Annotated in this window: 22 protein-coding genes; 13 read left to right on the top strand and 9 right to left on the bottom strand. The window is 64.2% G+C overall.

Annotation, left to right across the window (positions count from 1 at the left end):
• Positions 1 to 97 precede the first annotated feature (97 nt).
• Positions 98 to 454, top strand: a complete 357-nt coding sequence (locus QJT82_RS08350; protein ID WP_245288638.1) for a hypothetical protein — start codon at positions 98 to 100, stop codon at positions 452 to 454.
• A gap of 254 nt (positions 455 to 708) precedes the next feature.
• Here QJT82_RS08350 and QJT82_RS08345 read toward each other — a convergent pair whose 3' ends face one another.
• From QJT82_RS08345 to QJT82_RS08335, 3 genes are read right to left on the bottom strand one after another with little or no spacing between them, the layout of a single operon-like run.
• On the bottom strand, positions 709 to 3,948 hold the full coding sequence (locus QJT82_RS08345) for a CusA/CzcA family heavy metal efflux RND transporter (protein WP_028338964.1): 3,240 nt from the start codon (positions 3,946 to 3,948) through the stop codon (positions 709 to 711).
• A 1-nt stretch (position 3,949) separates the two neighbouring features.
• A complete protein-coding gene (locus QJT82_RS08340; protein ID WP_028338963.1) occupies positions 3,950 to 5,167 on the bottom strand; it encodes an efflux RND transporter periplasmic adaptor subunit in 1,218 nt (405 codons plus the stop codon).
• A gap of 12 nt (positions 5,168 to 5,179) precedes the next feature.
• Entirely contained in the window at positions 5,180 to 5,461 is a 282-nt protein-coding gene (locus QJT82_RS08335; protein ID WP_028338962.1) for a metal-sensing transcriptional repressor, read from the bottom strand.
• A gap of 102 nt (positions 5,462 to 5,563) precedes the next feature.
• On the opposite strand from QJT82_RS08335, the gene QJT82_RS08330 reads away from it, so the two are divergent.
• The 7 genes from QJT82_RS08330 to QJT82_RS08300 all read left to right on the top strand — a co-directional run bounded on the left by QJT82_RS08330 (position 5,564) and on the right by QJT82_RS08300 (position 13,421).
• A complete protein-coding gene (locus QJT82_RS08330) occupies positions 5,564 to 5,842 on the top strand; it encodes a metal/formaldehyde-sensitive transcriptional repressor (RefSeq protein ID WP_028338961.1) in 279 nt (92 codons plus the stop codon).
• A 5-nt stretch (positions 5,843 to 5,847) separates the two neighbouring features.
• Positions 5,848 to 6,918: a nickel/cobalt efflux transporter gene (locus tag QJT82_RS08325; protein WP_028338960.1), complete on the top strand. Its 1,071-nt coding sequence runs from the start codon at positions 5,848 to 5,850 to the stop codon at positions 6,916 to 6,918.
• Positions 6,919 to 7,066: 148 nt separating this feature from the next.
• The gene (locus QJT82_RS08320; RefSeq protein WP_028338959.1) at positions 7,067 to 8,155 is read left to right on the top strand and encodes a Cj0069 family protein; all 1,089 of its coding nucleotides are present in this window, start codon (positions 7,067 to 7,069) and stop codon (positions 8,153 to 8,155) included.
• A gap of 993 nt (positions 8,156 to 9,148) precedes the next feature.
• A complete protein-coding gene (gene thrC, locus QJT82_RS08315) occupies positions 9,149 to 10,564 on the top strand; it encodes a threonine synthase (protein WP_028338958.1) in 1,416 nt (471 codons plus the stop codon).
• Entirely contained in the window at positions 10,564 to 11,853 is a 1,290-nt protein-coding gene (locus tag QJT82_RS08310; protein ID WP_028338957.1) for a pitrilysin family protein, read from the top strand. The genes thrC and QJT82_RS08310 overlap by 1 nt, the downstream gene beginning before the upstream one ends.
• A gap of 212 nt (positions 11,854 to 12,065) precedes the next feature.
• Positions 12,066 to 12,653, top strand: a complete 588-nt coding sequence (locus tag QJT82_RS08305) for a GNAT family protein (protein ID WP_026191927.1) — start codon at positions 12,066 to 12,068, stop codon at positions 12,651 to 12,653.
• Between the two features lie 114 nt (positions 12,654 to 12,767).
• Positions 12,768 to 13,421, top strand: a complete 654-nt coding sequence (locus QJT82_RS08300) for a hypothetical protein (protein ID WP_028338956.1) — start codon at positions 12,768 to 12,770, stop codon at positions 13,419 to 13,421.
• Positions 13,422 to 13,575: 154 nt separating this feature from the next.
• Here QJT82_RS08300 and QJT82_RS08295 read toward each other — a convergent pair whose 3' ends face one another.
• The 5 genes from QJT82_RS08295 to QJT82_RS08275 all read right to left on the bottom strand — a co-directional run bounded on the left by QJT82_RS08295 (position 13,576) and on the right by QJT82_RS08275 (position 16,236).
• A complete protein-coding gene (locus QJT82_RS08295) occupies positions 13,576 to 14,061 on the bottom strand; it encodes an ATP F0F1 synthase subunit B (protein WP_028338955.1) in 486 nt (161 codons plus the stop codon).
• A gap of 3 nt (positions 14,062 to 14,064) precedes the next feature.
• The gene (locus tag QJT82_RS08290; RefSeq protein ID WP_016847055.1) at positions 14,065 to 14,631 is read right to left on the bottom strand and encodes a F0F1 ATP synthase subunit B; all 567 of its coding nucleotides are present in this window, start codon (positions 14,629 to 14,631) and stop codon (positions 14,065 to 14,067) included.
• A 125-nt stretch (positions 14,632 to 14,756) separates the two neighbouring features.
• A complete protein-coding gene (locus QJT82_RS08285; RefSeq protein ID WP_016847054.1) occupies positions 14,757 to 14,987 on the bottom strand; it encodes a F0F1 ATP synthase subunit C in 231 nt (76 codons plus the stop codon).
• A gap of 55 nt (positions 14,988 to 15,042) precedes the next feature.
• Positions 15,043 to 15,792, bottom strand: a complete 750-nt coding sequence (locus tag QJT82_RS08280; protein ID WP_028338954.1) for a F0F1 ATP synthase subunit A — start codon at positions 15,790 to 15,792, stop codon at positions 15,043 to 15,045.
• Between the two features lie 72 nt (positions 15,793 to 15,864).
• Complete coding sequence (locus QJT82_RS08275) at positions 15,865 to 16,236, bottom strand: AtpZ/AtpI family protein (protein WP_028338953.1); 372 nt, start codon at positions 16,234 to 16,236, stop codon at positions 15,865 to 15,867.
• A gap of 274 nt (positions 16,237 to 16,510) precedes the next feature.
• Here QJT82_RS08275 and QJT82_RS08270 point away from each other — a divergent pair, with 274 nt between their 5' ends.
• From QJT82_RS08270 to QJT82_RS08260, 3 genes are all read left to right on the top strand, one after another.
• Positions 16,511 to 17,134, top strand: a complete 624-nt coding sequence (locus tag QJT82_RS08270) for a 2-hydroxychromene-2-carboxylate isomerase (RefSeq protein ID WP_028338952.1) — start codon at positions 16,511 to 16,513, stop codon at positions 17,132 to 17,134.
• Between the two features lie 31 nt (positions 17,135 to 17,165).
• On the top strand, positions 17,166 to 17,678 hold the full coding sequence (locus QJT82_RS08265; protein WP_028338951.1) for a hypothetical protein: 513 nt from the start codon (positions 17,166 to 17,168) through the stop codon (positions 17,676 to 17,678).
• A 162-nt stretch (positions 17,679 to 17,840) separates the two neighbouring features.
• Positions 17,841 to 18,314, top strand: a complete 474-nt coding sequence (locus tag QJT82_RS08260; protein ID WP_028338950.1) for a secondary thiamine-phosphate synthase enzyme YjbQ — start codon at positions 17,841 to 17,843, stop codon at positions 18,312 to 18,314.
• A gap of 90 nt (positions 18,315 to 18,404) precedes the next feature.
• Here QJT82_RS08260 and QJT82_RS08255 read toward each other — a convergent pair whose 3' ends face one another.
• On the bottom strand, positions 18,405 to 20,069 hold the full coding sequence (locus tag QJT82_RS08255; protein ID WP_035631004.1) for an MFS transporter: 1,665 nt from the start codon (positions 20,067 to 20,069) through the stop codon (positions 18,405 to 18,407).
• 316 nt (positions 20,070 to 20,385) lie between these two features.
• Here QJT82_RS08255 and QJT82_RS08250 point away from each other — a divergent pair, with 316 nt between their 5' ends.
• Positions 20,386 to 21,060, top strand: coding sequence for a response regulator transcription factor (locus tag QJT82_RS08250; protein ID WP_028338948.1), 675 nt, complete (start codon positions 20,386 to 20,388; stop codon positions 21,058 to 21,060).
• Positions 21,061 to 21,253: 193 nt separating this feature from the next.
• Positions 21,254 to 22,432 (top strand): beta-propeller fold lactonase family protein, encoded by a 1,179-nt coding sequence (locus tag QJT82_RS08245; RefSeq protein WP_035631003.1) that lies wholly within the window; start codon positions 21,254 to 21,256, stop codon positions 22,430 to 22,432.
• Positions 22,433 to 22,561 lie beyond the last annotated feature (129 nt).

Genomic DNA, 22,561 nt, shown 5'->3' with positions numbered 1-22,561 from the left:
TTGCCGAGTTGCGCGGTGGCAGGGATCAGCTCAGGTAGATGCCGACACTGCGAACGTGTCGCGCTCCCGCCTGCATTCATTGGAGCAGTGCCGATTGATGGACAGTCATTATTGGCATGCGACGCCTGTTGCGCTGGTCGCCATGCTGCTCATCACAACAACCGGCGGCGCTCTCGCCCACGATCATCAGCAACCCGAATTGAACGGTTGGTATGAGGGCCTGCATAGCAGCAAGGGTCCCTGCTGCGATGGCACGGATGCGCAGCACATTGACGACGTCGACTGGGAAACCAGGAACGGCCATTATCGAGTGCGCATCGATGGTGAGTGGGTTGACGTTCCGAACGAAGCCGTCGTGCCCGGGCCGAACCTGTCCGGCCGACCCATCGTGTGGCCCTACTACATAGACGGTCACCCGAAGGCGCGTTGCTTCATGCCTGGAAGCATGGGCTGACGCCCGTCGGGGACGGGCCACTGTGTAAATCGGGTGAACCCGACTTCTCCGCGCTGGCAGCCGACTCACCGCGGTGATGGACCGCGACGGCCGTCCGATGCTGGCCAAGAGCGCTGCGTCCAAGCACCGACTTCTCACCCATGCACAGGAGGATTCGCGGATCAGCAAGGGTCTTTTGCCTGCGACAGGAACAATGTCGTGGCTGACATCTCAGCTCGCCTTTGCGGCGGTGCTCGGGGTAATTCCAGCCCGGATCATTCAGCGGCCCGTTGAACACCGCCTACCGAATTGAAAGAGTCGATCGTCGGCCGCTTCGCGAACCTCGCGTAAAGGGCAGGCAGCACGACCAGCGTCAGCACGGTTGCAGTCAGCAATCCGCCGATCACGACGGTGGCAAGCGGCTTCTGCACCTCGGCGCCAGTACCGGTCGCCAGCGCCATCGGCACGAAGCCGAGCGACGCCACCAGCGCGGTCATGACGACGGGTCGGAAACGCGTCAGGGCTCCGTCCCGGATCGCCTGAGCAAGCGGCGTGCCGCCGTCGATCAGCGACCGGATCTGGGTCAGCATCACCAGACCGTTCAGCACCGCCACACCCGACAAGGCGATGAAGCCGACCGCGGCCGAGATCGAGAACGGCATGCCGCGCAGCCAGAGCGCGGCGATGCCGCCGGTCAGCGCCAGCGGCACCGCGCTGAAGACCAGCACTGCGTCGCGCGCCGATCCCAAGGCTCCGAACAACAGCAGGAAGATCATCGCGAAGCACGCCGGAACAACGATAGCCAGGCGCTGCCGCGCGACCGAGAAGTTCTCGAACTGTCCGCCCCAGGCCAGATAGCTTCCGGGCGGCAGTTTCACCTGCTCGGCGACCTTGTCCTGCGCTTCGGTAACCAGCGATCCGATATCCCGTCCACGTACCTCGGCAGTGGCGACGACGCGCCGCTTGCCATTCTCGCGGCTGATCTGGTTGGCGCCTTCGGTCTGTTCGAACGAGGCGATCTCGCGCAGCGGAACGGTTGCCGCCGGTGCGTTGGCGCTCAGGTGAGGAAGCGGGACCGGAAGACTTTCCAGGGCGGAAATGTTTCCGCGCAGCGCGTCGTTGAGCCGAACCACGATCTGGAAGCGTCGATCGCCCTGGAACACCAGTCCGGCCTGGCGCCCGCCGACCGCGATCTCGATCATGTCCTGGACGGCGGTCAGGCTGAGGCCGCGGCGGGCGATCTCGGCCTTGTCGATCCGGATTTCGAGGAACGGCAGACCGCTGGTCTCTTCGACCTTCACGCTTTCGGCGCCTTCGATCGTCTTCAATACGTCCGCAATGCGGGTCGCCGTTCGCTGCATTTCGGAGAAATCGTCACCGAAGACCTTGACGCCAAGGTCCTCGCGCACGCCGGCGATGAGTTCGTTGAAGCGCATCTCGATCGGCTGCGAAAAGCCGACCTTGTTGCCGGGGAGCTTGGCTGCCTCTGCCTCGATCGCGCGGATCAGGTCGTCCTTCGTCATCGAAGGGTCCGGCCAATCGCTTTGCGGCTTGACGATGATGTAGGTGTCGGATGCGCTCGGCGGCATCGGATCGGCCGCCAGATCCGGCGTACCGGTGCGCGAGAACACGAAGGCGACTTGCGGAAACTTGCTGATCACCTTCTCGATGTCGAGCTGCATGGCCTGGGACTGCGAGAGCGCCGTGCTCGGCACGCGCTTCACCTCCATGACGATGTTCTTCTCGTCGAGTGTGGGGGTGAATTCCTGCCCCAGCCGGGACAACACGACGAGCGAGACTGCGAACAGAAGGGCTGCCGACGTCAGGACCAGGCCGGGGCTCGCGATGCTGCGTGACAGGATCGGCCGATAGGCGTCCTTCAGCCAGCGGACGAGGACGTTTTCGCTCTCCCGCACCGGCCGCGTCAGCGCGATCGCGGTCGCAGCGGGAATGAAGGTCAAGGAGACCACGAAGGCCGTGGCCAGCGCGATCATCACCGTCAACGCCATCGGCTCGAACGTCTTGCCCTCGACGCCGGTGAAGGCGAGCAGCGGGACGTAGACGAGGATGATGATGAGCTGGCCGTAGACCGTCGGCCGGATCATCTCGACGGCAGAATCGGTGATCGTCTTGAGGCGCTCGTCGCGTGTCAGGACCCGCCCGAGGGTGACCTGCCGTTCCGCGAGATGCCTCAGGCTGTTCTCGCAGATGATGACCGCGCCGTCGACGATCAGGCCGAAGTCGAGCGCGCCGAGGCTCATCAGGTTCGCACTGATGTGCCCGCGCAGCATGCCGGTCGCGGTCAGCAGCATCGTGATCGGAATGACGCAGGCGGTGATCAGCGCCGCGCGGAAGTTGCCGAGCATCAGGAACAGCACCGCGATCACGAGCAGCGCGCCCTCCGCGAGATTGGTGGCGACGGTATGGATGGTGGCGTCGACCAGCTGGGTCCGGTTCAGCACCGTTCGTGCCTGGATTCCGGGTGGCAGGGTCTTGCTGATGTCCTCGATCTTGGCCGCCGCCGCGGCGGCCACCGTTCGGCTGTTGCCGCCGATCAGCATCAACGCCGTACCGAGCACGACCTCGCGGCCGTTGACGCTGGCGCTGCCGGTTCTGAGCTCCTTGCCGATCGTGACGTCGGCGACGTCCTTGACGCGGACTGGCACGCCGTTTCGGGTCGAAACGACGATCTGTCCGATATCCTCGATGTTCTCGACGCGCCCGGCGGCGCGCACCACATAGCCTTCGCCGTTCTGCTCGATGTAGTTGGCGCCCCGGCTGGCGTTGTTGGCCTCGATCGCCGCGACCACCTGCTGCAGCGAGAGCCCGTAGGCGATCAGTTTCTGCGGGTCGGGCTGCACCTGGTATTGCTTGACGAAACCGCCGATGGCGTCGGCGCCGGCGACGCCGGGCACCGTCTTCATCTGCGGGCGGACGATCCAGTCCTGCACCGTCCGGAGATATACGGTGCGCTGGAAGTCGTCGGTCAGCCGCTCGCCTTGCGGCGTGAGATAGCTGCCGTCGGTCTGCCATCCGGGCGCGCCGTCACGCACTGGCGCCGTCGTGCCGGGCTTTTCGTATTCGACCGCCCACCAATAGATTTCGCCGAGGCCGGTCGACACCGGCCCCATCTTCACCTCGACCCCTGAGGGGAACGAGGATTTGGCATTGTTGATCCGTTCGGCGACCAGTTGCCGCGCGAAATAGATATTCGTGCCGTCGACGAAGACCACCGTCACCTGGGCGAAGCCGTTCCGCGAGAACGATCGCGTGGACTCCAGGCCGGGGATGCCCGCCAGCGCCGTCTCCAGCGTGACGGTCACCTGTTTCTCGATCTCGAGAGGGGTGAGGGCCGGCGCAGTCGCGTTGACCTGCACCTGAACGTTGGTCACGTCGGGAACCGCGTCGATCGGCAGTTTGGTCAATGACCAGAAGCCGGTTGCGGCGGCGACCAGCACCACCAGCAGAACAAGCCAGCGGCGCCTGACCGAGAAGTCGACGATACGCGCGATCATCTCAATCCTCGTCGCCTGGCTTGGACAGCTCGGCCTTCAGCGGAAACGTATTTGAGACCGCGATCGTCTCGCCTGCGGTGAGACCCGACGTCACCTCGACCAGATCGCCGTCGCGGCGACCGAGCACGATGTCGCGCTTCTCGAAACCCTCGGGCGTGCGCACGAACACAGCCTTGTGTCCCTCCACCGTTTGCACGGCGGTAGCCGGCACCGCGATGGGAGCCTGGCGCGACTCCACGGCAATCTCGGCCGTCACGAACGACCCCGGACGCCAGCGCCGGTCCGGATTGTCCAGCACCGCGACAGCGCGCGCGGCCCGCGTTTCCTTGTCGAGAAGCGGGCTGACGAAGATGATCTTGCCGGTTCCGGTCCCGCTTGAGCCACGGCTGGTGACGCTTACGCTCTGGCCTTCCCGGACCATCGGCAGATCGGAGGAATTGACCGCCATTTCGACCCAGACCCTGCTGAGGTCGACGATGACGAAGAGCTCGGTCTCGAGATTGTCCCTGCCGACCGCGGTCCCCAGCTCGACCTTGCGTTCGACCACGCGTCCAGAAATCGGTGACCGGACGTTCTGCAGGCGGAGCGTTCCCTCAGGCGCTTGCGGGATCGATACGATCTCGCTTTCGTCCATGCCGAGTGCAAGCAGCTTTTGCCGTGCGATGTCGAGGCGCATGGCCGTCTGCGCCGCAGCATTGCGCGACCGGATATATTGTTGCTCCGGGACCGCCTTGGTGTCCCAGGCAGCCTTGTCGCGGGCCGCGAGGTCCTGCTGGAGATCGTTGGACAACCGTGCGGCCATGTACTCGCTCTTGGCATCGGCGACCTCCCGGCTCTCCAGCGCGCCGAGAACCTGGCCCTTCTCGACCTCATCGCCGATGTTCTTGCGGAGCTCGGCAACGGTTCCCGACAGTTTCACCGAGACGTGGGCGACGCGGTCGGCGTCCGGGGCGATGACCGCCGGAACTGACAATCGCATAGCCATTGTCGCCGGACCTGCCTTGGCCTGTTCGATTTTGGCCAGCGCGATCCGCTCGTCGTCCATCCGGACGACGGGCTTCCGCTCCTCCGCTTGGGGCTTGAGGTGCGGCGATGGCACGGTCGCAGCCAGGCCCACCGTCCTGCGCAGGGCCGGCATGCCCGGTCCCCACGCCGCGAGCGCGGCTGCCGCGACGATCACGGCGAGGCCCAGCATCCAAACGGACGTTCGAGAGGGCATTCGCGGCTCCGCTCAAAGATACCGTGAAATCGCCTTGAACTCAGCCAGCACATGCTTCGTCGGCTTCGGGGAGCCGCCGTTGGCTGCGACGTCGAGACAGTTGTCGACATGATCGTGGATCAGCGTTCGCTTTGCCTCGGTGATCGCTTTCTCGACTGCGTAAAGCTGCTGGGCCAGGTCCAAGCACGAGCGGCCGTCGTCGAACATTTCGATGACCCGGTGAAGATGGCCCTCCGCGCGCTTCAAGCGCCGGACGATCTGGGCGTGGCTTTCGTGGACGTGTCGCTTGGTCATCTGATATCCTATCCCCGGGGAGGGGATACTATAATCCGAAATCGACTGGAAAAGCGATCCCGTAGGTTGACTAATATAGGGTACCCCCCTATCTTATGCTCCATGTCGCACACGATCAAACACAAGTCAAAGCTCCTTTCCCGGGTTCGGCGCATTAAGGGACAACTTGACGCGGTCGAGCGCGCCTTGGAGGCGGAACTCGGCTGCACCGACGTGCTCATGCTGGTCGCGTCGGTTCGGGGGGCCGTTGGCGGTCTGACTACCGAACTGCTCGAGGATCATATCCGTCATCACGTCGTGGATCCCGCTCACGAGAAGGATCCGGAGAAGGCCAAAGGGGCGGCCGACCTGATCGAAGTCGTCCGAACCTATTTGAAGTGAGTGCCATGACCGACCTGTCTCAGCTGCTGCAGCAGGGCAGCGCGCATGCATGGCTGTTCGTACCCAGCGCGATCCTGCTCGGCGCGTTGCACGGGCTCGAGCCCGGCCACTCCAAGACGATGATGGCGGCCTTCATCATCGCGATCCGCGGCACCGTGGTGCAGGCGGTGCTGCTCGGCCTGGCGGCGACGATCTCGCACACCGCCATCGTCTGGATTGTCGCGCTCGCAGGGCTTCATTTCGGCCAGCAATGGTCCGGAGAACGCAGCGAAGCCTGGCTGCAACTGGCGTCGGCGGTGATTATCATCGCGATCGCGGCCTGGATGGCCTGGCGCACCTGGCGCGAGCAGGCTGCCGAACACGATCACGATCGTCACCATCATCACGACGAAACGCGCCGGCTGGTCCTGGCCGGACAATCGCTGTCGCTCGGGGTCTTCGAGGACGGCGTGCCGCCGCGCTGGCGGTTGCGGAGCGAGGCCGGGGCGCTGCCGGTGGCCGGCGACGTTGCCGTCGTGACGATCCGTCCCGACGGCAGCGAGCAACGCTTTCGCTTCGCCGGCCACGATGGCTATCTGGAAAGCATCGACGAAATTCCGGAGCCGCATGCCTTCAATGCGCGCGTCTCGGTGCGCGCGGACATGGCGGAAGTCCTGTTCGAGGAGCATGACCATGCGCATATGAATCTCGGCGACGAGGACGACGCGCATGCGCGCGCGCACGCGGCCGACATCCGCAAGCGCTTTGCCGGACGCACCGTCACGACGTGGCAGATCATCCTGTTCGGCCTGACCGGCGGGCTGATCCCGTGTCCGGCGGCAATCACCGTGCTGCTGCTCTGTCTCCAGCTCAAGCAGTTCAGCCTCGGCTTCGTGCTGGTGCTTTGCTTCGGCATCGGGCTTGCGATCACCATGGTCTCCGCCGGTGTTGCGGCCGCGCTCAGCCTGCGTCATGTCGAGCGCCATTGGGCCGGCTTCAGCCGCTTTGCCCATCGCGCCCCCTACGTGTCGGCCGCGCTGATCGTGCTGGTCGGCCTCTACACGGGCTGGCTTGGGTTGCACGGGATCACGGCCTGATCCGGGATCACGGCGTGATCCGCTTCGCCCCACTTCGACCTTGAAACCTGCGCGAGGTGGTCTAGATTTGCCTCAAGGGGACAAGGCAGACTCCCCGTGAGACCTCGGTCCAAGCTCTGCGCGACATTCACCGTCGTGGAGCTTTCACATGGACACCGAACCACACACACTTCTTCGTTCCGAAGATCGTCGTCGCAAAATCGCTATCCTGTCGCGTGGCGACGCCGCGTCGCGACGGGAGGCGACGGCGCAAAACAGCCGCTTCGTCCGCGTCTTCGAAGCGCTCGCCGCCTCCGGCATCGAGGCCGTTCCCGTCGTCTATGACGAGACATTCGCCGATGCCGTTCGCGACCAATTGCTGACGATGGACGGCGTTCTCGTCTGGGTCGATCCGATCCATCAGGGCAAGACGCGCGCCGCCCTCGATCCGCTGCTGCGCGAGGTCGCGGCGAAGGGACCGTGGGTCAGCGCGCATCCCGAAGTCATCCTCAAGATGGGCGTCAAGGACGTGCTGTACCGGACGCGTCGCCTGGGCTGGGGCGCCGACACCCATCGATACGCCACGGTCGATACGTTCCGCGCCGAATTCCCCTCGCGCTTGCGCGCGGGCGGTCCGCGCGTGCTCAAGCAGAACCGCGGCAATGGCGGCCGGGGCGTCTGGAAGGTGGAAACCGTGCCGAACACCGACACGACGATTCGCGTGCTTCATGCGCTGCGCGGCAGCCGGCCGGAGGAGTTGCCGCTGGAGGACTTCATGGCGCGCTGCGAGCCGTATTTCGGCTGGGGCGGCTGCATCATCGATCAGGCGTTCCAGCCGCGTCTGCCCGAGGGCATGATCCGTTGCTATGTCAGCGGAGCGAAGGTCGCGGGCTTTGGGCACCAATTGATCAAGGCCTTGATCCCGCCGCCCCCGCAAGGCCCGGATTCTCCGGAAGCTCAACCTGGACCGCGCATCATGCACGGCCCCGATGCCCCGCAATTGCAGAGGCTGCGAAGGTTGATGGAGGACGAATGGATTCCGCAAATGATGGCGGCGCTGGCGATCGACGAAGCGTCGCTGCCGGTGATCTGGGATGCGGATTTCCTCTACGGTCCGCGCGACGCTGATGGCGCCGACACCTATGTGCTCTGCGAGATCAACGCGAGCTCGTGCTTTGCGATCCCCGACGAAGCGCCGGCGGCGATCGCGCAAACGGTCGGGAATCGCATCGGTCGGAACATGGCGAGCGTGAGGTGAGCACGCCCTCCCTCTCCCGCATTCGCCAAGAGGCGTCGGCGGATAGCAGGGGGAGGGAGCCTGCCGCCGATGCTTGACGCACGCGTGGGTCGTCAATCAATTTGTTCTGATTTTCGGAATTCAACTTGACGGGTACCCCAACTCAGATGTTCAATACACCCGTCTCACCCGATCGAGGGGCTCGCGGTCGTCACGAACGCGGCGTGGGATGCGGTGGACGCCGAGCGTGGTGCTGACGAGCGCGTGCAAAGCGGACGGTGAAGTCGTGTGGTCCTGACGCCCTAGCGGCAGGTGTCCTCTCGCAAAGCGCGCAAGCGTTTTGCGAAGGCGGTGACAAACAAGCCAAGTCTCGCCGGGGAGAGCACGTATAAGCCGTAGCCCATCGCGCAGGGAAAGCCGGATTGCTCCGGTTACACCTGTGGTCCTACCCCCGTGCTTTCTACCTTTTGCACGGGGCCCATGGGTGCGATCGGCACCCGGCTTTCCCTGCGCCCTCTGTTCAAGAGAGGGCGAAACGAAGAGCAAAGCTCGGACAATTCATGTCGCGAGAATGCGAATGTATGGCTCACAGATCGTGCAACACACTCGGCGTCGTCCCGGCGAAGGCCGGGACCCATTACCCCAAATGCCAATGATCGCGCGACGCTGGGGCCACAGCCTTCTTCAACTACTCGACCCTGTGGTTATGGGTCCTGGCTTTCGCCAGGACGACAATGATGAGTCCCCTCCACAACAACCGCCGCGGAGTATGGGTCCCTGCTCCCGTGCGCAATTGCGCACTAGGCAGGGACGACGGTTGTGTTTGCGGCGCGCCCGTCAATCTCCCTCAGCAGCGCCGCTCACCACTCGTCCCGCGACCCCGAAGCGCGTGCTTCGGGCTACCCATTGCCAGTCCGATCTTCTATGGTGAACCGTTCGGGTCGCATGAGGCGAACTCGATAAATCCATGATATCAAAGGCTTAAGGCTCTAATCGAAGCCTTTGGAGGGCGGTTTGACGCGGTATATCTCGACCAGGGGTGAGGCCCCGGTGCTTGGCTTCTGCGACGTGATGCTGACCGGGCTTGCCCGCGACGGCGGGCTCTACGTGCCCGAGACCTGGCCGCAGCTGTCGCCCGAGACCATCGCCACCTTCTTCGGCCGTCCCTATTGGGAGGTCGCGGTCGAGATCATCCGTCCGTTTGTCGCCGGCGAGATTTCCGACGCCGAGCTCGGCCGCATGGCCAACGAGGCCTATGCCACGTTCCGTCATCCCGCGGTGGTGCCGCTCGATCAGGCCGGGCCGAACCAGTTCCTGCTCGAGCTGTTCCACGGGCCGACCCTGGCGTTCAAGGACGTCGCGATGCAGCTGATCTCGCGGCTGATGGATCACGTGCTGGCCAAGCGCGCGCAGCGCACCACCATCGTGGTCGCGACCTCGGGCGATACCGGCGGCGCCGCGGTCGAGGCATTTGCCAATCTCGACAATGTCGACCTCGTGGTGCTGTTCCCGAACGGCCGCATCTCCGAGGTGCAGCGCCGCATGATGACGACGACCGGCGCCGCCAACGTCCACGCGCTGGCGATCGAAGGCACCTTCGACGATTGCCAGGCGCTGGTGAAGGCGATGTTCAACAACCATCGCTTCCGCGACACGGTGGCGCTGTCGGGCGTCAACTCGATCAACTGGGCGCGCATCGTCGCGCAAGTGGTCTATTACTTCACCTCGGCGGTCGCGCTCGGCTCGCCGCAGCGCACCGTCGACTTCACGGTGCCGACCGGCAATTTCGGCGACATCTTCGCGGGCTATGTCGCCAAGCGGATGGGGCTGCCGATCCGGAACTTGCGCATTGCCGCCAACGTCAACGACATCCTGGCGCGCACGCTGAAGACCGGCATCTACGAGGTGCGCGAGGTGCACGCCACGGCGTCGCCGTCGATGGACATCCAGGTGTCGTCGAACTTCGAGCGGCTGCTGTTCGAGGCGAGCGGCCGCGACGCCGATCAGGTCCGCCGCCTGATGGCCTCGCTGAAGCAGTCCGGCCGCTTCGTGCTGCCGGATGCGACACTTGCCGCCGTGCGCCGTGATTTCGACGCCGGCCGCGCCGACGAGACCGAGACGGCGGCGGCGATCCGCGCCGCCTGGCGCGAGGCCGGTGATCTCGTCGACCCCCACACCGCGGTGGCGCTCGCGGTCGCCGACCGCGACACCTCCGATTCCAGGATTCCGAACATCGTGCTGTCGACCGCGCACGCGGCCAAATTCCCCGACGCGGTGGAAGCCGCCTGCGGGGTGCGTCCGCAGCTGCCGGTCTGGCTCGGAGGCCTGATGAGCAAATCCGAACACATCACGGTCATGAAGAATGATTCTGCCGAGGTCGAGCGCTTCGTGCTGTCGGTCAGCCGTGCTGCCAAGCAGGGAGTTGCCTGATGGGCGTTGAAATCACCAAGCTGCCGAGCGGCCTGACAATCGTCACCGACACCATGCCGCATCTGGAAACCGCGGCGCTCGGGGTCTGGGCTGGCGTTGGCGGGCGCGACGAGAAGCCGAACGAGCACGGCATCTCGCATCTGCTCGAACACATGGCGTTCAAGGGCACGGCGCGGCGCTCCTCGCGCGAGATCGTCGAGGAGATCGAGGCGGTCGGCGGCGACCTCAATGCCGGGACCTCGACCGAGACCACGGCCTATTATGCGCGGGTGATGAAGGCGGATGTGCCGCTGGCACTCGACGTGCTGTCGGACATCCTCGCCAATCCCTCCTTCGTGCCGGACGAGCTGGAGCGCGAGAAGAGCGTCATCGTACAGGAGATCGGCGCGGCGCAGGATACGCCCGACGACGTCGTGTTCGAGCATCTCAACGAACTCTGCTATCCGGAGCAGCCGATGGGCCGCTCGCTGCTCGGCACCGCCAAGACGCTGAAGGCCTTCGACCGCGACATGCTGCGCGGCTATCTCTCGACGCATTACCGCGCCCCCGACATGGTGGTCGCGGCCGCCGGCGCGGTCGATCACGCGCGCATCGTCGAGGACGTCACGCAGAAATTCGCAAGCTTCGAGGCCACGCCGGCGCCGAAGCCGCAGGCCGCGATGTTCGGCAAGGGCGGTTCGCGGGTGGTGCATCGCGATCTCGAGCAGGCGCATCTGACGCTGGCGCTCGAAGGCGTGCCGCAGACCGACCCGTCGCTGTTCTCGCTGCAGGTCTTCACCAACACGCTCGGCGGCGGGATGTCGTCGCGGCTGTTCCAGGAGGTGCGCGAGAAGCGCGGGCTGTGCTACTCGATCTATACCTTCCACGCGCCCTACACCGACACCGGCTTCTTCGGCCTCTACACCGGGACCGATCCGGCCGATGCGCCGGAAATGATGGAAGTCATCGTCGACGTCATCAACGACGCGGTCGAAACCCTGACCGAGGCCGAGGTCGCCCGCGCCAAGGCGCAGATGAAGGCCGGCCTGTTGATGGCGCTGGAAAGCTGTTCATCCCGGGCCGAACAATTGGCACGCCATGTGCTAGCCTATGGCCGGCCGCAGACGGTGGAAGAACTGGTGGCGCGGATCGACGCGGTCAGCGTCGAATCGAGCCGCAACGCCGCCCGTGCCCTGCTGGCGCGCAGCCGGCCCGCCGTTGTCGCGCTCGGCAGCGGCAGGGGTCTGGACACGGCGGTGGCTTTTGCGGAAGGATTGACGACGTCGAAGGCAAAGACGCTGCTGCATTAAGAATTCTGCTTACCTCGCCCCGCGCTTGCGGGGAGAGCATAGGCCGCCTACCGGCGGCCGTTGACGGACATACGCCGAGGCCGAGCCTTGGCTATGGCCGAAGGCTTCGGGTGAGGGGTAGAGCCGCAAAACCGAATCTGCGGCGAGACCCTCACCCCGACCCTCTCCCCGCAAGGGCGGGGCGAGGGAGAAGTGGCGGGGAGTGTTGGGCCATGGCCCTGTTTCGTTTGCCGTCCAATGGACCCGCTGCACTGATGCCGCGCGGTCACGGGCTCTTGCTGCGCGCGCCGCAGATGTCGGATTTCCCCCAATGGGCGCAGTTGCGCGAATTCAGCCGCGCCTATCTCACGCCGTGGGAACCGATCTGGCCCTCCGACGACCTGACCCGCGCCGGCTTCCGCCGCAGGTTGCGCCGCTACACCGAGGATATCGCCGCCGACCGCTCCTATCCGTTCATCATCTTCCGCGAATCGGACGGTGTGATGATCGGCGGGATCACGCTCGCCAATGTGCGGCGCGGCATCGTGCAGGCCGGCACCATCGGCTATTGGGTCGGCCTGCCGCACGCCCATCGCGGCTACATGACGACGGCGCTGCGGGTGCTGCTGCCCTCGCTGTTCGGCGAGCTCAATCTGCATCGCATCGAGGCGGCCTGCATTCCCTCCAATGCCTCGTCGATCCGGGTGCTGGAGAAGTGCGGCTTCACCCGCGAGGGCCTGGCGCGGCGCTATCTCTGCATCAACGGGATCTGGCAGGACCACCTGCTGTTCGGCCTGCTGCACGAGGATTTCCGCGGCTGAATCATAAGCCTATTGGCTGATGGCGATGTCGATTCCATGCCTTGGGTTCGCCGCCATTGCCTTGCTATAACGCCCGCGAAACGGGGAACCGGGCTTGGAGATTTGAGGATATTGATGGGTGACAGGGTGATCAGGTTCGCGCTCGCGGCGGCGGTATCGATCGGTCTCGGTGCCACCCTGCTGCCGTCGGCAGCTTCCGCGCAGTCGCTGAGCGACCGTTTCAAGAGCCTGTTCGGCGGCGGCGGCTCGTCCGACCAGGACAAGCCGGCGACGCCCGCAGCGCCGCAGCAGCTCAACGACGCCGATGCCGAGCTGACCTGCCCGCCGGTGCAGATCCGCTCCGGGGCCTCGACCTATTCCGTGGCCGCGAACGGCAAGGAAGCGGTCGGCAACGACGTCAAGTTCCTGGCCTCGATCACGCGCACGGCGCGGCAATGCAATCTGAACAGCGGCCAGATCACGGCCAAGATCGGTATTCAGGGGCGGATCATTGTCGGTCCCCAGGGCGCGCCACCGAGCATTCAGGTGCCGCTTCGCGTCGCCGTAGTGCAGGGCGGCGTCGGCGAGAAGACCATCATGACCAAGGCCTACACCACCACGGTGCAGATGGACGAGAGCGGCAGCGTGCCGTTCAGCCTGGTCGCCGAGGACGTCGTGTATCCGGCGCCGTCGCCGGCCGACAACGACAATTACATCTTCTATATCGGCTTCGATCCGCAGGCCCTGAAGCCGGAGCCCAAGCCCCGCGCGCCGCACAAGAAGAAGTAGTACCAGAGCGTTTTCGAGCGAAGTGGGTACCGGTTCGCGTGAAGAAAACGCGTCAAAACAAAAACACCCCGCATCATGCGGACAGATACGGGCAAAGAAAAAGGCCGGCGCGATCAGCTCGCGCCGGCCTTTTGTCGAAGGAGTTGAGATCGCGTCAGTTCAGCTTGGAGCGGACTTCGGCGATGCCCTTGCCGACGAGATCGTCGGCAACCGAGCCCTTGACCGATTGCGACAGGATGGTCGAGGCGGCGGTCACGGCGGCGTTGGCCGCGGCGGCGCGGACATCGGCCACGGCCTGCGCCTCGGCCTGGGCGATCTTGCTCTCGGCGGTCTTGGTCCGCCGGGCGACAAAATCTTCCATCTTGGTCTTGGCCTCGGCCGCGATCCGCTCGGCTTCGGCCTTGGCGTTGGAGATGATCTCCTCGGCCTCGCGCTCCGCGCTGGCGCGGCGCGCCTTGTACTCGCCGAGCAGCTTGGCGGCCTCGTCCTTCAGACGGCGGGCGTCTTCCAGCTCGGCCTTGATGCGCTCGGCACGGTGGTCCAGCGCCGTCAGCAGGGTGCGGTGGACGCCGAGATAGCCGAACACGACCAGCAGAATGACGAAGGCGATCGCAACCCAGGTTTCCGGTTCGTAAAACATCGTCTATCCCTTCAGCGACGCGTCGACGGCGCTGTTGACCGCATTGGCGTCCGGCGTGACGCCGGCGAGTTGCTGGACGATGGCGCCGGCCGCATCCGCCGCGATGCCGCGGACGTTGCTCATGGCGTTGGTCCGGGTTGTTGCGATCTGCTTCTCGGCGTCGGCGAGCTTTGCCGCCAGCTTCTCTTCCAGCGCCTTGCGCTCGGCTTCCGAGGCCGCGTTCAGCTTCTCGCGGGTCTCGTTGCCGATCGCCTGCGCGTTGGCACGCGCATTCGCCAGCTCGGTCTCGTAGGCCTTCAGCGCCGCGTCGGACTCGTCCTTCAGCTTCTGCGCTTCGGCCAGATCGCCCTCGATCTTGTTCTGACGTGCGTCGATCGTCCCACCAACGCGCGGCAGGGCGAAACGCGACACGATCAGGTAGAGCGCGACAAATGCAATCGCCAGCGACACCAGCTGCGAGGCGAAATTGGACGAATCGAACGGCGGAAAGGCTCCGCCGTGATGTCCGCCGTCGGTCTCGGTGTGGGCGCCGGCTTTCTGGCCTTTTGCCTCGCCATGACTCTCAGCCATGGTGTTCTCCTGTTGCTGTCATGCGCGCCGCCCTCCGGATGGTCTTTGGGACGACCTTTGGGCGGCGCGAAGGGGTTACCGCTAATGCGGAACCGGGTTACCGCAGAGCGGAACCGGGGTGCCGCTCAGAGCGGAACGAACAGCAGGAGCAGCGCGATCAGCAGCGAGAAGATGCCGAGCGCTTCGGTCACGGCGAAGCCGAAGATCAGGTTGCCGAACTGGCCCTGAGCGGCCGACGGGTTACGCACCGCAGCGGCGAGGTAGTTGCCGAAGATGATGCCCACGCCGACGCCCGCGCCGCCCATGCCGATGCACGCGATGCCCGCGCCAATAAGTTTTGCTGCTGCCGGTTCCATATGTAGCTCCTTGAGAAAGATAGACAGATTGGTGGGTGGAGATTCCCCGGACCGCTTAGTGTCCCGGATGAATGGCGTCGTTGAGGTAGATGCAGGTCAGGATCGCGAACACGTAGGCCTGCAGGAACGCGACCAGCAGTTCGAGGGCGTACAGCGCAATCGTAAGCGCCAGCGGCAGCACGCCGCCGACCCAGCCGAGCGCGCCCAGCGAGAAGCCGAGCATCGCGACGAAGCCCGCGAACACCTTCAGCGCGATGTGGCCGGCCAGCATGTTGGCGAACAGACGAACGCTGTGCGAGACCGGCCGCAGGAAGAACGACAGGATCTCGATGAACATGACCAGCGGCAGGATGTAGATCGGAACGCCGTGGGGGACGAAGATGCTGAAGAATTTCAGGCCGTTCTTGTAGACGCCGTAGATCAGGACGGTGAAGAACACCAGAAGCGCGAGCGCCGCGGTGACGATCAGGTGACTCGCGATCGTGAAGGTGTAGGGAATGACGCCGACGAGGTTCGAGACGCAGAGGAACATGAAGAGCGAGAAGATCAGCGGGAAGAACTTCATGCCTTCCGCGCCGGCCGTGCTGCGAATCGTGGTGGCGACGAACTCGTAGGAGATTTCGGCGACCGACTGCAGCCGTCCCGGAACCAGTTCGCGGCCGCTCGCCAGCATCAGCAGCGCGATCAGCAGCACCGCGATGAACATGAAGAGCGACGAATTGGTGAAGGCGATCGTGTGATTGCCGATGTGGCCGAGCGTGAAGAGGGGCTCGATATTGAACTGGTGGATCGGGTCGATTTTCATCCGCGCGGCTCTTGGTCCACCGGCTATCGTGCCGGTAATCGAATTTCAAATGTCGTGACTTCCCGCCAGCGCTCAGCGCTTGCCCGAGGCCACGCCCGCGGACCTCACCACGTTGACCACCCCGGCGACGAAGCCGAGCAGCGTTAACACGATGAAGCCGAATGGCGACGTCGACAGCAAACGGTCGAACCCCCAGCCAATCGCCGCTCCGACGGCAACGCCCGCGATCAGCTCCGAGGAAAGACGAAAACCGAGCGCCATCGCCGAAGCTCTGGCGGCACTGTCCCCGCTTTCATTACCGGATTGATCAGTCTTGCTCCTGCGGCTGTCGCGAATTTCTGACAACCGATGATCGAGACTTCCGAGCCTTGCGGAAAGCGCAGCTTCGTCAGGAGGCGATTGATCGCGACTTCCATTTGCGCCGTCGTTGGTGTTCTCAGCCATGCTGCAAACACTAACCGATGCCGCGGATGATGGAAATTGCGCCCGTCCCCGTCAAAAGCCGCGCGGACCATACTTACCGCGTCTAATCAAGTCAAGATTGCGTCGTCACCAGTTATTGCTTTGATTCTGCTGGTTTTATTTGGAGATATTCAAGGTCAGAGTGACGCAGTGATCGCAGTGCAACAGCTTGCGTGGCATTGAGCGATATTGCGTGGCTTTTCCCGCTCTGCTGGGATCGCCGAAAGTCCCGTCCTCTCATGCAGTCAGGTTCCGCATGCCGCGCCAGATCGATTACTACTTCTCGCTGCAATCCCCCTGGGCCTATATTGGCCACAAGCCCTTCGTTCGACTCGTAAGCACTTACGATCTCAAGGTAAATTACCGGCCTGTGCTGCTGGTCGATCTGTTCTCGGAAACGGGCGGGCTGCCGCTCGCCAAGCGCCATCCGGTGCGGCAGCGCTATCGGATGATCGAGTTGCAGCGCTGGCGCGACAAGCGCGGGCTGAATTTTCATCTGCAGCCGGCCAACTGGCCGTTCAACGGGCGCCTTGCCGATGGCGTCGTGATCGCGGTGCTCGAGGCCGGCCTCGACCCCGAGCCCTTCCTGCAACGGGCCTATCCTGCGGTCTGGGAGCAACAGCTCAACCTTGCCGATCCCGCGACACTGGTGAAGCTCGCCGATGATGCAGGTTTGCCCGGCCGGCAGCTGGTGGAGCGCTCCGGCACTGAAGCGATCAGCGCGACCTATGAGCAGAATCGCCAGAATGCACTGGACGCCGACGTGTTCGGTTCGCCCGGATATGTGCTCGATGGCGAGGTGTTCTGGGGCCAGGACCGGATCGAATTGCTTGAAGACGCGTTGAAGTCGGGCCGCAAGCCCTATAGCTCTGTCGTATAGGGGCAGGAATCAGGTTGAGGCGGAGCAAGCCATGCCCATCGCGATGTCGCCGTCGAAGTTGTCCATCGCAATTGCTGCCATCCTGATCGCAAGCGGCGGCGCGGCGATCGCGCAAACCGCACCGGACACCGAGAATGGCCGCTACGCATTGTCTCCGGCCGGCGACGGTTTCCTGCGGCTCGACACGCGCACCGGCGCGGTGTCGACCTGCACCAATTCCAGCGCCGGCTGGGCCTGTTACATGGTGCCGGACGAGCGGGCGGCGCTGGATGCCGAGATCGGGCGTCTGCAGGCCGACAATGACAAGCTCAAGGGCGAGCTCGCCGCGCACGCACCGTCGGCCAAGACCGACGAAGCGTTGCCGAAATCGGATTCGTTGAAGAAGCCAGAGCCGAAGAGCGCCGAGGGCGAGCGCAAGATCGAGATCCCGCTGCCGAGCGACCGCGACATGGATCGCATGATGTCGTTCGTGGAGCGGGCCTGGCGGCGGCTGATCGAGATGGCCAACCGCGTGCAGCGCGACGTCAATGGCGGCAAGATTTGATACGGCGTTTGCAACATCCACGGTGTCGTCCCGGCGAAAGCCGGGACCCATAACCACCGGAGCGTATGGTTACAAAGAATATCCACTCCGAGTCTTTGAACATGAGGGGCCGCGGAGTATGGGTCCCGGCTTTCGCCGGGACGACGAGTTGAGAGGCTGCAGATGAGTTCGGCGAAAATGATCACGCACTCGGCGCCGTCCTCCGTCGCGGCAACCAGCATCGTGTCGTCGCGATTGACGGTCGAAACGTCGGGCGCCGGATTCACCGACATCACGCGCGAGGTCGTCAAATTCCTGCGCGAGGTGCGCGCCGGCGAGGGCGCGGTGACGCTGTTCATCCGTCACACCTCGGCCTCGCTGACGATCCAGGAGAATGCCGATCCGACCGTGCTGCTCGACCTGATGATGGCGCTCGATCGCGCGGCGCCTGAAGACGGCGGCTGGCGTCACGACGCCGAAGGTCCCGACGACATGCCGGCGCACATCAAGACCATGCTGACGTCGACCTCGCTGCAGGTCCCCGTGCTCGACGGCGAGATGGCGCTCGGCACCTGGCAAGGCATCTATCTGATCGAGCATCGCGCCCGGGCGCACCGGCGCGAGATCGTGCTGCAATTCATCGGCGCCACGCGCTGACGGGCGCATGTCATCCGGCTTCGGCTCCTAAAACGACATCGGCCGCGGATCGCTCCGCGGCCGATGCATTTTGACTGGGATGTCGACCGGTCAGGTCTTGGTGATGTCGACGTCCTTGGTTTCCGGGATGAACAGCGCGCCGACCACGACGGTGATTGCGGCGAAGATGACCGGATACCAGAGACCGGAGTAGATATCGCCGGTCGATGCGGTGATCGCGAACGCGGTCGCCGGGAGCAGGCCGCCGAACCAGCCGTTGCCGATGTGATAGGGCAGCGACATCGAGGTGTAGCGGATGCGGGTCGGGAACAGTTCGACCAGCATGGCGGCAATCGGGCCGTAGACCATGGTGACGTAGAGCACCAGGATGAATAGCAGGCCGATGACCGCGGCCACCTGCGGACGGAAGACGTCGAACGGGTGCGACATCTTCACGATGCCGGCGTCACCCGGCTTCGGATAGCCCGCCGCCTGCACCGCCGCGAGGATTGCGGGGTTCGACGTCTTGGCGTCCGTATACGGCACTTCCTTGTCGTTGATCAGGATCTTCACCGGCGAGCCGGCCGGACCCGGCACCGTCGAGTATTTCACCGACGATTGGGCAAGGAAGGCGCGGGCGGTGTCGCAGGGCGCGCTGAAGACGCGGGTGCCAACCGGGTTGAACAGATCGCCGCAGCCCGCGGGATCCGCAACCACCTGCACCTTGACCGTCTCATAGGCCTTCTCCAGCGCCGGATTGGCGTTGGTCGTGATCATCTTGAAGATCGGGAACAGCGTGAGTGCGCCGATCAGGCAGCCCGCCAGGATGATCGGCTTGCGGCCGATCTTGTCCGACAGCGCGCCGAACACCAGGAAGAAGCCGGTGCCGAGCAACAGGGACCAGGCGATCAAGAGGTTGGCGGTATAGCCGTCGACCTTCAGGATCGATTGCAGGAAGAACAGCGCGTAGAACTGGCCCGTGTACCAGATCACCGCCTGGCCCATGGTCAGGCCGAGCAGCGCGAGGATCACGATCTTGGCGTTGCTCCAGGTCGCGAAGGCCTCGGTCAGCGGCGCCTTGGAGGTCTTGCCCTCCTCCTTCATCCGCTGGAACACCGGCGATTCGTTCAGCCGCAGCCGGATCCAGACCGAGATGCCGAGCAGCAGCACAGACACCAGGAACGGAATGCGCCAGCCCCAGTCGGCGAAGTCCTTTTCGCCGGTGAGGGTTCGGGTGAACAGGATCACCAGCAGCGACAGGAACAGGCCGAGCGTTGCCGTGGTCTGGATGAAGGAGGTGTAGTAGCCGCGCTTGCCGGGTGGGGCATGCTCGGCGACGTAGGTCGCGGCACCGCCATATTCGCCGCCGAGCGCGAGGCCCTGCAGCAGGCGCAGCGAGATCAGGATGATCGGCGCCGCGATGCCGATGGTCTTGGCGTTGGGCAACAGGCCGACGATGAAGGTCGACAGACCCATGATCAGGATGGTGACGAGGAAGGTGTATTTGCGGCCGACGATGTCGCCGACCCGGCCGAACACGATCGCGCCGAACGGGCGCACCAGGAAGCCCGCGGCGAATGCCAGCAACGCGAAGATGTCGCGGGTCGCCGGCGGATAGTCGGAGAAGAACTGCGCGCCGATGATGCCGGCCAGCGAACCGTAGAGATAGAAGTCGTACCACTCGAACACGGTACCGAGCGACGACGCGAGGATGACGAAACGCTCATCCTTTGTCATGCCGGCGGGCCGCGCCGAAGTTGCAGTCATAGTGGACATCTGGATTGCTCCCCCCGAAATATTGCTGCCATGCTCGCCCCCGGCTGGCGGGTGAGGCCCGAATAGGCCTTCGGCTTGAGATGAAGGTAACATCGCAGTGAAACCCGCCCCAATAAGACTTTTGGCCTTTTCAGGATCGAACCTATCTTCAGAAGGAAGAGCAGGATGGAACGCCTCCGCATGCGTCTATTGCGGCGCACAAGCTGCGCGGGTTAACCGCGTTGGCATCTGGTATTATCAACCGCTTGCGTGATACTGCCGCGCGGGCGAAAACCGAGCGACGCGGGTTTGCCTAAAGCCCGCTTGTGGGACTGAGATGACTGCTGCTGCCAATACTCATCTTGTCATCGCCGACGACCATCCGCTGTTCCGCGATGCGTTGCGTCAGGCGGTGTCGAGCGTCGTGAGATCGGCCACGATCAGCGAGGCCGGATCGTTCGAGGACCTGACCGCGCTGTTGGAGCGGGACTCCGAGGTCGACCTGATCCTGCTCGATCTGAGCATGCCGGGGATCAGCGGCTTCTCCGGCCTGATCTATCTGCGGGCGCAATACCCTGCGATCCCCGTCGTCATCGTCTCCGCCAGCGACGATGCCGGAACCATCCGCCGCTCGCTCGACTTCGGCGCCTCCGGCTTCATCCCCAAGCGCTTCGGCGTCGAGACGTTGCGGGATGCCATCATGAAGGTGATGGAGGGTGACGTCTGGGTGCCGCCGGACACCGATCTGTCGGCGGCCGGCGATCCCGACATGACGCGGCTGCGCGACCGGCTGGTCACGCTGACCCCGCAGCAGGTGCGGGTGCTGATGATGCTGTCCGAGGGGTTGCTCAACAAGCAGATCGCCTATGAGCTCGGCGTCTCCGAAGCCACCATCAAGGCCCATGTCTCGGCGATCCTGCAGAAGCTCGGCGTCGAAAGCCGCACCCAAGCCGTGATCGCCGCCGCCAAGATCGCCGGCGGCCAGTGGCGCCAGGGCACGCCGCCGACATAGTCCCGAGCAACTCCAGCTGTGATTGCCGGGCTCGGGCCACGGCATTGCGAGACGACGGGTGGCGCGAAAGCGCGCCCGATGGCACGCTTCCGCGCAGCCATCCAGATCCCATTCAAACTGCGCGTCGGTCGAAAAACGAGTATCCTGTCCGGCATCGGCCCGTGAGAGGCCGCGTGCTTTTGGGGAGAACGCCATGATTTCCGTCACTCGCGTCGCCGGACTATCTCTGGCTGCGGCAATCCTTCTCGGTACCAGCTCTTTCAATTGCGCTCAGGCCAAGCCCCTGATGATCGTCGGCCTGGACGAGAAGCTGTTGTGGGACGACGACGGCAAGCCGGTGCTGTCAGCGCCCGGCAAGGATCAAGTGCTGATCGTCGATCTCGCCGATCCCGAGAACCCGAAGATTGCGGCTTCTCTCCCATTGAAGAACTCGGTAGTCGGCCCCCCGGTCAACGTCGCGATCGATCCGACCGGAACGGTGGCGCTGGTCGCGGATTCGGTCGACGTGGTGAAGGAAGGCGACGCTCTGAAGCAGGTGCCGGATAACAAGATCTATGTGATCGATCTCAAGGCGACCCCGCCCAAGCTGGCAGCGACCATTGCCGGCGGAAAGCAGCCATCAGGCTTGAGCTTCAGTCCCGATGGCAAGATGGCGTTGGTTGCCAACCGCGGGGACAATTCGATCAGCGTACTTTCGGTCAACGGCACTGACGTCAAGATCACCGACACGATATCGATGCCTGACAGTGTCGCACATGTCGCGTTCGCGCCAGACGGCAAGCACGCGCTGGTCGCGCGTTTTCCCGGGCACAAGATATCGGTGCTCGATATCGCCGGCGACAAAGTCACCTACAACAAGATAGACCTGCCGGTCGGCCAATGGCCTTACAATGTCGCAGTGACCCCGAACAGCAAGATCGCGTTGACGTCGGACAATGGCAACTCAGGCGCGTCGGACGGCAGCGTCGACACGGCCAGCGTCATCGATCTCGAAGCGAAGCCGCCGCGCATCATCGATCGCGTGGTGGTCGGCGATGGACCGGAGGGGCTTGGCGTCAGTCCGAAGGGGGATCTCGCAGTCTCAGTGATCCTGCGCGGCTCGAACATGAAGAATGCGTTCTTCCATGAGAAGAACGGCAGCGTCTCGGTCCTGAAGATCGACGGCAAGAAAGTGACCAAGACCGGAGATATCGAAGTCGGCGGACTGCCTGAGGCGGCGGTCTTCACGCCTGACGGAAAATACATCCTGGTCGGGAACTACCTTAGCCAGGATTTTTCGATCCTCAAGGTCGACGGAACCAACGTTACCGACACAGGCAAGCGCTTTCAGGTGCCAGGGCACCCGGCGTCGGCCGGAATAGGGCCGAACTAGGCCGACACTTGGCGATCTTGGAGCATGTGATTTTCGGTTGAGGCCACTCTGCAGGCTCGCTTCACCTCTCGCGCTTGCGGGAGGGAACGCCGTGTCTTTGCGGCGCCTTCATGATGCGATTCGATCCAA

It is taken from the genome of Bradyrhizobium sp. Mp19 (genome assembly GCF_029952935.1).
Taxonomy (GTDB): domain Bacteria; phylum Pseudomonadota; class Alphaproteobacteria; order Rhizobiales; family Xanthobacteraceae; genus Bradyrhizobium; species Bradyrhizobium elkanii.
This window is presented reverse-complemented; position numbering and strand designations above follow the sequence as displayed.

What these genes read in the sequence shown, in the direction of transcription:
- QJT82_RS08350 (WP_245288638.1), top strand. Translation starts at nt 98, where the DNA reads ATGGACAGTCATTATTGGCATGCGACGCCTGTTGCGCTGGTCGCCATG.
- QJT82_RS08345 (WP_028338964.1), bottom strand. Translation starts at nt 3,948, where the DNA reads ATGATCGCGCGTATCGTCGACTTCTCGGTCAGGCGCCGCTGGCTTGTT.
- QJT82_RS08340 (WP_028338963.1), bottom strand. Translation starts at nt 5,167, where the DNA reads ATGCCCTCTCGAACGTCCGTTTGGATGCTGGGCCTCGCCGTGATCGTC.
- QJT82_RS08335 (WP_028338962.1), bottom strand. Translation starts at nt 5,461, where the DNA reads ATGACCAAGCGACACGTCCACGAAAGCCACGCCCAGATCGTCCGGCGC.
- QJT82_RS08330 (WP_028338961.1), top strand. Translation starts at nt 5,564, where the DNA reads ATGTCGCACACGATCAAACACAAGTCAAAGCTCCTTTCCCGGGTTCGG.
- QJT82_RS08325 (WP_028338960.1), top strand. Translation starts at nt 5,848, where the DNA reads ATGACCGACCTGTCTCAGCTGCTGCAGCAGGGCAGCGCGCATGCATGG.
- QJT82_RS08320 (WP_028338959.1), top strand. Translation starts at nt 7,067, where the DNA reads ATGGACACCGAACCACACACACTTCTTCGTTCCGAAGATCGTCGTCGC.
- QJT82_RS08310 (WP_028338957.1), top strand. Translation starts at nt 10,564, where the DNA reads ATGGGCGTTGAAATCACCAAGCTGCCGAGCGGCCTGACAATCGTCACC.
- QJT82_RS08305 (WP_026191927.1), top strand. Translation starts at nt 12,066, where the DNA reads ATGGCCCTGTTTCGTTTGCCGTCCAATGGACCCGCTGCACTGATGCCG.
- QJT82_RS08300 (WP_028338956.1), top strand. Translation starts at nt 12,768, where the DNA reads ATGGGTGACAGGGTGATCAGGTTCGCGCTCGCGGCGGCGGTATCGATC.
- QJT82_RS08295 (WP_028338955.1), bottom strand. Translation starts at nt 14,061, where the DNA reads ATGTTTTACGAACCGGAAACCTGGGTTGCGATCGCCTTCGTCATTCTG.
- QJT82_RS08290 (WP_016847055.1), bottom strand. Translation starts at nt 14,631, where the DNA reads ATGGCTGAGAGTCATGGCGAGGCAAAAGGCCAGAAAGCCGGCGCCCAC.
- QJT82_RS08285 (WP_016847054.1), bottom strand. Translation starts at nt 14,987, where the DNA reads ATGGAACCGGCAGCAGCAAAACTTATTGGCGCGGGCATCGCGTGCATC.
- QJT82_RS08280 (WP_028338954.1), bottom strand. Translation starts at nt 15,792, where the DNA reads ATGAAAATCGACCCGATCCACCAGTTCAATATCGAGCCCCTCTTCACG.
- QJT82_RS08275 (WP_028338953.1), bottom strand. Translation starts at nt 16,236, where the DNA reads ATGGCTGAGAACACCAACGACGGCGCAAATGGAAGTCGCGATCAATCG.
- QJT82_RS08270 (WP_028338952.1), top strand. Translation starts at nt 16,511, where the DNA reads ATGCCGCGCCAGATCGATTACTACTTCTCGCTGCAATCCCCCTGGGCC.
- QJT82_RS08265 (WP_028338951.1), top strand. Translation starts at nt 17,166, where the DNA reads ATGCCCATCGCGATGTCGCCGTCGAAGTTGTCCATCGCAATTGCTGCC.
- QJT82_RS08260 (WP_028338950.1), top strand. Translation starts at nt 17,841, where the DNA reads ATGAGTTCGGCGAAAATGATCACGCACTCGGCGCCGTCCTCCGTCGCG.
- QJT82_RS08255 (WP_035631004.1), bottom strand. Translation starts at nt 20,069, where the DNA reads ATGTCCACTATGACTGCAACTTCGGCGCGGCCCGCCGGCATGACAAAG.
- QJT82_RS08250 (WP_028338948.1), top strand. Translation starts at nt 20,386, where the DNA reads ATGACTGCTGCTGCCAATACTCATCTTGTCATCGCCGACGACCATCCG.
- QJT82_RS08245 (WP_035631003.1), top strand. Translation starts at nt 21,254, where the DNA reads ATGATTTCCGTCACTCGCGTCGCCGGACTATCTCTGGCTGCGGCAATC.